Genomic DNA, 1,329 nt, shown 5'->3' with positions numbered 1-1,329 from the left:
GTGTCAAGCTCCGGGTTTCATAGAGGGTGTTTTTCTTGGTTTCTTAGGCAGCCACGGGTTCGTCGCTGCCGCGTTCAATCCACTCGCGATGAACCTCGAACGGCGGCCGGTATCCAATCGCCGAATGCAATCGTCGCCGGTTGTACCAGCCGATCCATTTCGACGTCTCAGCCATGACGTCAATCAACCCTGACCACTCACGACGATCGATCAATTCAGCCTTATAAACCGAGTTCAGGGCCTCAGCCATAGCATTGTCGTACGAGTCCCCACGGGACCCCACCGACGCCACGATCTCCGATTCAGCAAGGGTCTCGCCATAGCGAATCGATCGGAATTGAACGCCCCGATCGCTGTGGTGGACAAGCCCCGATACGTCTTCGCCAACACGAAATTTAGCTGCCAGAGCCATCGTCAACGCGTCCCTGGCCAAGGACTCGCGCATATGGTTCGTCACCTGCCAGCCCACGATCTCCCGATGGAACACGTCGAGGATGAACGTCGTGTACACCCACCCAGACCGCGTCGGCACGTACGTTATGTCAGCGACCCAGAGACAGTTCGGCCTCCGGGCGGCGAACTCACGTTCGACGAGATCCTCCGGACATTCCTCGGCCCTGGCCGAGGCAGTCTTCGGACGCTTCCGCCTCCGCCGGACACCATCGATGCCCAGCTGGCGCATCAACCGCTCGATCGTGCACCGGGCGATATTCCCGAACCGGTCCGCGTACTCGCGGTTGATCGCCTTCCACATTTTCCGCACCCCGTAACAGGAATAGTTCGCCTCGTACACGTTCCCAATGAGGATCATGAGTTCCCGATCACGAAGGGCACGTGCCGAGGGTTCACGCTTCTTGAAGGCGTAATACGAGCTCACAGCAATCCGCGCAGCAGTCCTCTTCAGGGCGCGCACGATTGGCTCGACTCCGAACTCGTCACGATTATCGTCGATGAAGTCGACAATCACTTTGATGGGCGGTCGAGCTCCGCCGCGAAGAAAGCCGACGCCCGGCGAAGGATCTCATTGGCGCGTTTCGATTCCGCCAACTCCGCCCGCAACCTGCGGTTCTCAGCCTCAAGATCAACCGATTCCATCGGCGTGACTTTCCCCGAGTCCTTGTGCTTACGCACCCAGACCCGCAGCGCTTCCTTGCTAACCCCGAGCTCCTTGGCTACACGAGCAATCGCTCCGTTCGCGGTGCTCGTTTCTGCTTGAGCATGAATGACGAGCTCGACGGCACGAGCCTTGAGCTCGTCGGTATATTTCACTGGCATGAGAGAATCTCCTTCTTCCAATCTCCCTGCCTCTATTATCCCCGGGGCGATCCA

At 58.8% G+C, this 1,329-nt stretch carries 2 protein-coding genes and 1 other annotated feature; both genes read right to left on the bottom strand.

What is annotated here, in order from left to right:
- Nucleotides 1-43: 43 nt before the first annotated feature.
- Complete coding sequence (locus BANT918_RS17105) at nucleotides 44-967, bottom strand: IS3 family transposase (RefSeq protein ID WP_418904429.1); 924 nt, start codon at nucleotides 965-967, stop codon at nucleotides 44-46.
- Nucleotides 887-1,003 (bottom strand) — a sequence feature (AL1L pseudoknot). It overlaps the preceding gene by 81 nt.
- Nucleotides 964-1,329: transposase (locus BANT918_RS18205; RefSeq protein WP_418904428.1), on the bottom strand; the 366-nt coding region annotated here is incomplete at its 5' end. (Overlaps the previous feature by 40 nt.) The genes BANT918_RS18205 and BANT918_RS17105, both read right to left, overlap by 4 nt.

Source organism: Brevibacterium antiquum CNRZ 918 (assembly GCF_900169145.1).
GTDB classification, from domain to species: Bacteria; Actinomycetota; Actinomycetes; order Actinomycetales; family Brevibacteriaceae; genus Brevibacterium; species Brevibacterium koreense.
This window is presented reverse-complemented; position numbering and strand designations above follow the sequence as displayed.